The sequence below is a fragment of the Terriglobus sp. YAF25 genome (genome assembly GCF_052113305.1).
Taxonomy (GTDB): domain Bacteria; phylum Acidobacteriota; class Terriglobia; order Terriglobales; family Acidobacteriaceae; genus Terriglobus.
In genome coordinates this window covers 1-6508 of record NZ_JBFRCY010000198.1, presented here as the reverse complement: position 1 = coordinate 6508, position 6508 = coordinate 1, and the positions used below count along the sequence as shown (strand labels likewise).

5 protein-coding genes and 1 riboswitch are annotated in these 6508 nt (G+C 59.7%); of the genes, 1 reads left to right on the top strand and 4 read right to left on the bottom strand.

Annotation, left to right across the window (positions count from 1 at the left end):
* A partial coding sequence (locus tag AB4043_RS10285; protein ID WP_442306996.1) for a molybdopterin oxidoreductase family protein occupies positions 1-1602 on the top strand: 1602 nt, incomplete at its 5' end.
* 310 nt (positions 1603-1912) lie between these two features.
* On the opposite strand, the gene AB4043_RS10280 is transcribed toward AB4043_RS10285, so the two are convergent.
* The 4 genes from AB4043_RS10280 to AB4043_RS10265 all read right to left on the bottom strand — a co-directional run bounded on the left by AB4043_RS10280 (position 1913) and on the right by AB4043_RS10265 (position 6348).
* Positions 1913-3145 (bottom strand): chloride channel protein, encoded by a 1233-nt coding sequence (locus AB4043_RS10280; protein ID WP_442302087.1) that lies wholly within the window; start codon positions 3143-3145, stop codon positions 1913-1915.
* A 17-nt stretch (positions 3146-3162) separates the two neighbouring features.
* Positions 3163-3239, bottom strand: a riboswitch (Fluoride riboswitch).
* A 21-nt stretch (positions 3240-3260) separates the two neighbouring features.
* On the bottom strand, positions 3261-4346 hold the full coding sequence (locus AB4043_RS10275) for a VWA domain-containing protein (RefSeq protein WP_442302086.1): 1086 nt from the start codon (positions 4344-4346) through the stop codon (positions 3261-3263).
* 72 nt (positions 4347-4418) lie between these two features.
* Positions 4419-5591, bottom strand: a complete 1173-nt coding sequence (locus AB4043_RS10270) for an RluA family pseudouridine synthase (protein ID WP_442306995.1) — start codon at positions 5589-5591, stop codon at positions 4419-4421.
* Positions 5581-6348: a prolipoprotein diacylglyceryl transferase family protein gene (locus tag AB4043_RS10265; RefSeq protein WP_442306994.1), complete on the bottom strand. Its 768-nt coding sequence runs from the start codon at positions 6346-6348 to the stop codon at positions 5581-5583. The genes AB4043_RS10270 and AB4043_RS10265 overlap by 11 nt, the downstream gene beginning before the upstream one ends.
* Between the last annotated feature and the right edge of the window lie 160 nt (positions 6349-6508).

The following is a 6508-nucleotide window of genomic DNA, read 5'->3' as shown; positions in this document are numbered from 1 at the left end:
GACCTTCGCAGACACGAGATGGCTGAGCGCGCCGATCTCTTCCTGCATCCGAAGCCTTCGACCGATCCAATCTGGATCAACGCTGTCGCGAACTACATCCTGCAGCAGGGTTGGCACAAGCAGGAGTTCATCGACCGCTGGGTCGATAACTTCGATGCGCAACGTGAGTCGCTGGCGCAGTACACGCTGGAGTTTGCCGAACAGCGCACGGGGATTTCACGAGACACACTGATTCAGGTTGCTAACTGGATCGCGCAGTCGAAAACGGTCTGCATCCTGTGGGCAATGGGCGTGACGCAGCACTGTGGCGGCTCCGATACTTCGACCGCTATCTCCAATCTGCTGCTGCTGACCGGCAACTATATGCGCCCGGCCACAGGGGCGTATCCATTGCGTGGACATAACAATGTGCAGGGAGCCTCTGACTTTGGGTCCATACCCAACGTCTACTCCGGCTATCAGAAGGTGGCCGACGAGCAGGTGCGTGCCAAGTTTGAAGCAGCCTGGCAATGCACGCTGCCGGTGAAGGACGGCCTGGATAACCACGAGATGATCCGCGCCATTCACGATGGCACGTTGAAGTGTCTTTACCTCAAGGGCGAAGACACCATCACCTCCGATGCCAATGCCAACGATGTTAAGGTTGCGCTCGAGCAGGTTGATTTTCTGATCGTCCAGGATATCTCCCTTTCCGAGACGGCGAAGTTCGCGCACGTGGTGTTGCCGGCATCTCCTTCGCTGGAGAAGGAGGGCACCTTCACCAATACCGAACGCCGGATCCAGCGCCTGTATCGTGCGATTAAGCCGCTCGGATTTTCGAAACCCGATTGGGAGATCATCCAGCTGATTGCGAACCGCATGGGTGGAAAGTGGAAGTACAAGCATCCGTCGGAGGTGATGGATGAAGTCGCGGCGTTGACGCCGCTCTTTGCCGGTGTCAGCTACGAGCGGCTTGAGGGATACAAGTCGTTGCAATGGCCGGTGGCCAAGGACGGTACTGATTCGCCATACCTCTTCAAGGACGGCTTCCCCTTTCCCGACGGCAAAGCGCGTTTCCACCCCGTCGATTGGATTGAGCCAAGCGAAGAGCAGCGCAACGGCGAATTCACCCTGCACCTGAACAATGGACGGCTGCTGGAACACTTTGAACAGGGAGCGATGACGTATCAGTCCGAGGGAATCCGCGCCCTGACGCCGACGAACTTTGTGGAGGTCTCGCCGGAGCTGGCAGCGGAATATGGATTGTCGGACGGCACCCTGGTGGAGCTGCGTAGTCCCTATGGGAAGGCAAGAGTGCCTGTTGTGGTGACCAGCCGCGTGCAGGGACATGAGCTCTATATGCCTCTGAACTCTATCGACCAGCCGGTCAATCGCCTGACCGGCACTCATGTAGACCGCGCGACACATACACCGGCATACAAGGAGATTGCGGTTAGCCTGACCAAGCTTGGGGAGCAAGGACCGAATCCGCTGCCGCCTGGAAACTTCCGTCATGGACACCGTACGCCCCAGCCAGGTGTCGAGGTGGAACGCAAGTGGGCCCGCCTGGATTACACGTTGCCGGGAAGCAGTCTGGTTCAGATCAAGACGACTACGGTATAGAGGTGTTGTGCCGACAAATTCGAGATTGCCCATGCATAGATAAGCGCTGCAGGCCGGGGTCCCCAATGAACTTGTTGATTGGGGTGGAAACGCGCGTTCTATACCAGCCTGGGGCAACGCCCCAGGTCTTCGGCATATTGAATGATCAAGGGCTGAAGGCCCGCTCTATAACTCAGCAGCGAAATCGAATTTGCCGATACGACCTGGCGATGATCCAAGAAGAGCTCGATATGAGGTGCTCAGGAAAGTGAAGGCCGGGCCCATGTCCCCGAGGGACATGGGGCACCCAGTGCATACGCTCTATCTACTTCTAGAGACGAGGCTTCCATCGCATCTCCATTGGCTGCTGTGCGGAGTAGATACCGACAGGGCCTGAACAGAGGTATGCAACGGCACAGGCGGCGCCGGCAAGCAGGCCGGCGTGTGTTCCGAAGAGCTCCATCGCCATGATCAGGCCGGCAATCGGAGTGTTGGCAGCAGCCGCGAAGACCGCGGCAAATCCCATGGCTGCAAGCACGCCGGTGCTGAGGGGAATCACCGGGGCCATGGCGCTGCCGGCAGCTGCGCCGATGAAGAACAGCGGTGTCACTTCGCCGCCTTTGAACCCGGCCCCCAGGGTCAACGCAGTCAGGCCAAGTTTCGCTGCCCAGACCCACCATGACTGCTGCGTGGTGAAGGACGCCACGATACCGGGAACGCCGAGGCCGGCGAACTGCCATGCATGCAGACTCCAGGTCAGCAAAGCAACCAGGACTCCGCCTGCGAGCGGCCGCAGAGGTGGATAGGCAAACATACGCTTGAACCAGTCCGTCAGACCATGTTCGAGCGTGGAGAAGACGCGGGCGATCAAGCCAAAGACTACGCCTGCCAGCGCTGCCCATACCCAGTTCATGGGTTGGAGCGATGGCTGAGCGCCTACGGGATATTGCGTGTGATGCACGCCGATCAGGCGCACGGTGAGATCGCCTGCAAAGGAAGCAATGAGGCACGGGCCTATGCCTTCGAGGACAGAGGACCAGCCTACCCAGCCCACAGCCAACACCTCGATGCCGAAGACAGCGCCTGCCCATGGCGTTCCAAAGACGCCGCCGAAGCCGCCGGCGATACCAGCCATCAGCACGGCCCGGCGGATCTGATGTTCGGCGAAGAGCTCGGCAAGCCACTCCGCCAGCGACGCGCCCATCTGCACCGCAGTGCCTTCGCGGCCTGCGCTGCCGCCGAAGAGATGCGTCAACACGGTACCGAGCAGGACCAGCGGAGCCATACGCAGCGGTACGGTCTCTTGAGGGTCGTGGATCTCTTCGAGCAGGAGGTTATTGCCATCGGCAGCGCGGCCGCCATAACGCCAGTACACCCAGCCCACGGCAAAGCCGGAGAGCGGCAGCAACGCCAGCAGCCAGCGATGATGCTCGCGCGTCGTATTGGCCCAGTTCAGGGCGGCAATCAGAAGAGCCGATGCGGCGCCGGCAACAACACCGATGCCGGCGGACAACAAAATCCAGGTGAGTGGTTTTTTGGCGGTCGCCTTTCGAGCTCGGGACACACGTTCTCCTACGGGTCGATCTCGTAGGAGTCATCAGCTCGCCGGACTTATCGTCCGGGGGCGGTTCAGGCGGAACCCCATCGCCTTCCAGCTTGTTGAGAACCTCGAAAATGCTCTACTGACGCGGAGCGAAGTATCCTTTACGGGCGCGCACCTTGTATCGCGGATCGAGGGCCTGTAGATAGATTGTACGAAACGATCCGTCTGCCTTGAAGTCCGAAGGCACGTACTCCAGCGAATACTGGCTGCGCAGCTCTTCTTCGATGGAGCGGAATCCGTTGGAAACCTCTTCAATGCGTGTCGGGTAGAAGGCTCGCCCGCCGGTCGCTTCGCAGATGGCCTTCAGGATGTCGTCGCCCTTGTCCTTGGTGGGACTGACGTTGGTGCTGATGCCGTACACCATAGTTTCCGCGCGCTGGCACATCTTGATGGCGTCAGTCATGAGGGCATGGCTGTAGTTATCATCGCCGTCAGTGACCATGATGATGGCTTTGCGGTATCCAGAGCCCTGCATCAGCATCTGATCCTTGCAGGTGCTGTACAGCGCATCGAACAGCGCGGTACCGCCGCCGGGGCGCAGCTTGTGAATGCCCTGGTTCAGCAGATCGACGTTGTTACTAAAGCCCTGCTCCAGATCGAGCTGCACATCGAAACCTTCCACGAAGGCCATGTCCTGGCGATGCAATACCTGCAGCAGGAACTCTACGGCTGCCTGCTGCTCGAACTCGAAGCGCTGGCGGATGGAGCTCGACGTGTCCAGCATGATGCCGACGCGCAACGGAAGGTTGGTCTGCTGCGTGAAGCGGATGACGCGCTCCGGCCGCTTTCCGTCGTCAAGAAGACCGAAGTCCTGCTGCCGCAGGCCGGTGATGAACTTCCCTCTCTTGTCGGTGACGGTAAAGATCTGGTTAACCTCGCGCGCGCCGATACCCTTGATAGTGGTTACATCGAGCGGCGACTCCTGCCCCGGCTGGCCGGGCACTGCAGGTTGCTGTTGCACCGCAGGTTGCTGTTGCGCGGCAGGTTGCGGCTGCGCAGGCTGCTGCTGGGCCGGCGTTTGCTGCTGAGGTTGCGTCGTCTGCTGTTGGGGCTGCGCGGGGGTAGGAGAAGTCTGCTGGGCGGCGACAAAGGAGCCGCAAGCGAGCAAAAGAAACGCAATCGAAGTACCGCGTTGAATATTTTTGAACATCGTCGGAGTCACTGGCCCAAATTCTACCGGAGACCTACAAGATTGGACGCTGAAACACGCCAATATGTCTGCCCTCTGGTCCTGTTATGGTCTTTTTACCGGTTCCTTCACCATATTCAGGATTTGTGTCAGTTTGTCAGGCAACTCCGCCGTGAGTTCCAGTTTTTTCCTCGTGGAGGGATGAGAGAAGTGCAGCTTCCAGGCGTGCAGGAAGTTCCGCTCCAGGGGAACGCGCTCTTCGCCGTCGCGCAATGAGCCGGCAGCGCCGTAGAGTGTGTCACCAACGACGGGATGTCCCAGGGCCTGCAGGTGCACACGAATCTGGTGGGTGCGGCCGGTTTCGATCTTGACCTCGACCAGAGTGAACTTGCCGAAGCGGCCTTCGATACGCTCCACCACCTTGATGTGGCTGACTGCGGACCTGCCATCGGCACGTAGCGTGGTCATGCGGGTGCGGTGTACCAGGTCACGGGCGATAGGCAGTTCGAGGGTGACTGCATCTTTCTTCAGCCAGCCCTGAACGAGAGCGAGATAGGTCTTGTCCAGTTTGCGGTCGACGAAGAGCTGTGCCAGCTTGCGATGCATGGCGTCGTTCTTCGCTACGACGATCAGGCCGCTGGTCATCTTATCCAGACGGTGGACGATGCCAGGCCGCTCCTCACCGCCAACACCGCTCAACTTACCGAAGTGGGCGAGAAGAGCATTCACCAGCGTGCCGCGGTTACGTGCGTCATCGGTAGCGCCTGCACCGGCATGCACCATCATGCCGGCAGGCTTGTCGATGACGGCGATGTCTTTGTCCTCGTAGACGATGGTGAGCGGAATATCTTCCGCGAAGGCGCRCAGCGGCTCCGGCCGAGGCTGTCCTTCGATGGAGATCTGATCGCCGCCCTTAAGCTTCAGACTGCTTTTGGCCTTCTGTCCGTTGACGGAAATCTGGCCGTTGTCGGCAAGAAGCTGAATACGGGAGCGTGAGATATCCGGAATTGCTTTGGCCAGGTATGCGTCCAGGCGCATGCCGTTGGCGGCCGCATCGGCGGCGAAGCTGCGCACGCCATCCTCGGCTTCGAGGTCTTCCTCGTCAAGTTGCGGAATCACGCGTTCTGCAACGGGAATCTCTGGTTCGGGGGCAATGACATGTTCCGGGTCAATGCCCTCTTCCAGGCCGGCAGCACGGGCGGCATCACGGGCGATGCGGTAGTCGTGCTTTACGGTCCGGCGGCGCTGACCTTTGGGCAGCATGTGTTTAGAGGGCATGCGCGTTCTCCTGCTTCTTTGTGGGCCACTTCAGCCAGAAGGCTGCCGCTGCAACCGTGATAACGATCATGACAACCTGGTCGGGATCGAGGCCGAAGGGCGTTGCGATCTCGAAGATGGTCTCCATGCGGTAGCAGTCCACCCAGAAGCGTGCAATGGCGCCCAGACCAAGAGCGAGGCCGAAGACCTCTCCCGCCTGTCCGCGCCGTGGAAGAAACCACAGTAGCGTGAAAAAGATCAGCAGCGATGCCAGCGCCGCATACAACGCGACCGGATGCAGACCAACGTGAGCGAAGATGCCCTGACCGCGCTGCAGGCGGCCGGGAAGGCTCAAGGTGGCGAGGCCGACGTCGTCACCGGAGAACAGGTCGCCGAGATGCACAAAGACCAGAAGCAATGTCGCGCAGATGCCCGCGGCGTCGAGTGTCTTGAGCACCGGCATGCCGTCGCGGCGCATGTACAACAGGCAGATTAGAGCGGTGAGCAGAAGACCGAGGGTGATGACCGTCGGAAGCGCGAGAACGATTGCAGGCGATTGCAGAAAGACCTTCCAGTTCACCAGCACCAGTTCCAGGCGCGAGAGCACGAAGACCGTGATAACGGCAAAGAAACCGAGGTCCCAGAACTTTTCAGGATCGACACCTGAGCGGCGCGCGACACGATGTCCCAGCGCCATGGCGGCAATGATGCCAATGGCCGCGCACGCGCCGCGTGTCGGCAGACCGAATCTTCCCCACCGAAACAGCCACGGGTGCATGATTAACAGTTTAATGCACTGCGAACATGGCTGTTTCTCGTAGAGACAGGAAAGAGAGCATCTATGGGCGTTTTTCCGCAATGAAACGCCGCGGCACTCCTCTACCGGGATACCCAGCAACAGGAAAAATGCTTTTAAAATGAAAACCGACCCACGTGGC

Excerpts from the sequence above, each read along its gene's own strand:
- AB4043_RS10265 (WP_442306994.1), bottom strand. The coding sequence starts at position 6,348 with ATGCACCCGTGGCTGTTTCGGTGGGGAAGATTCGGTCTGCCGACACGC.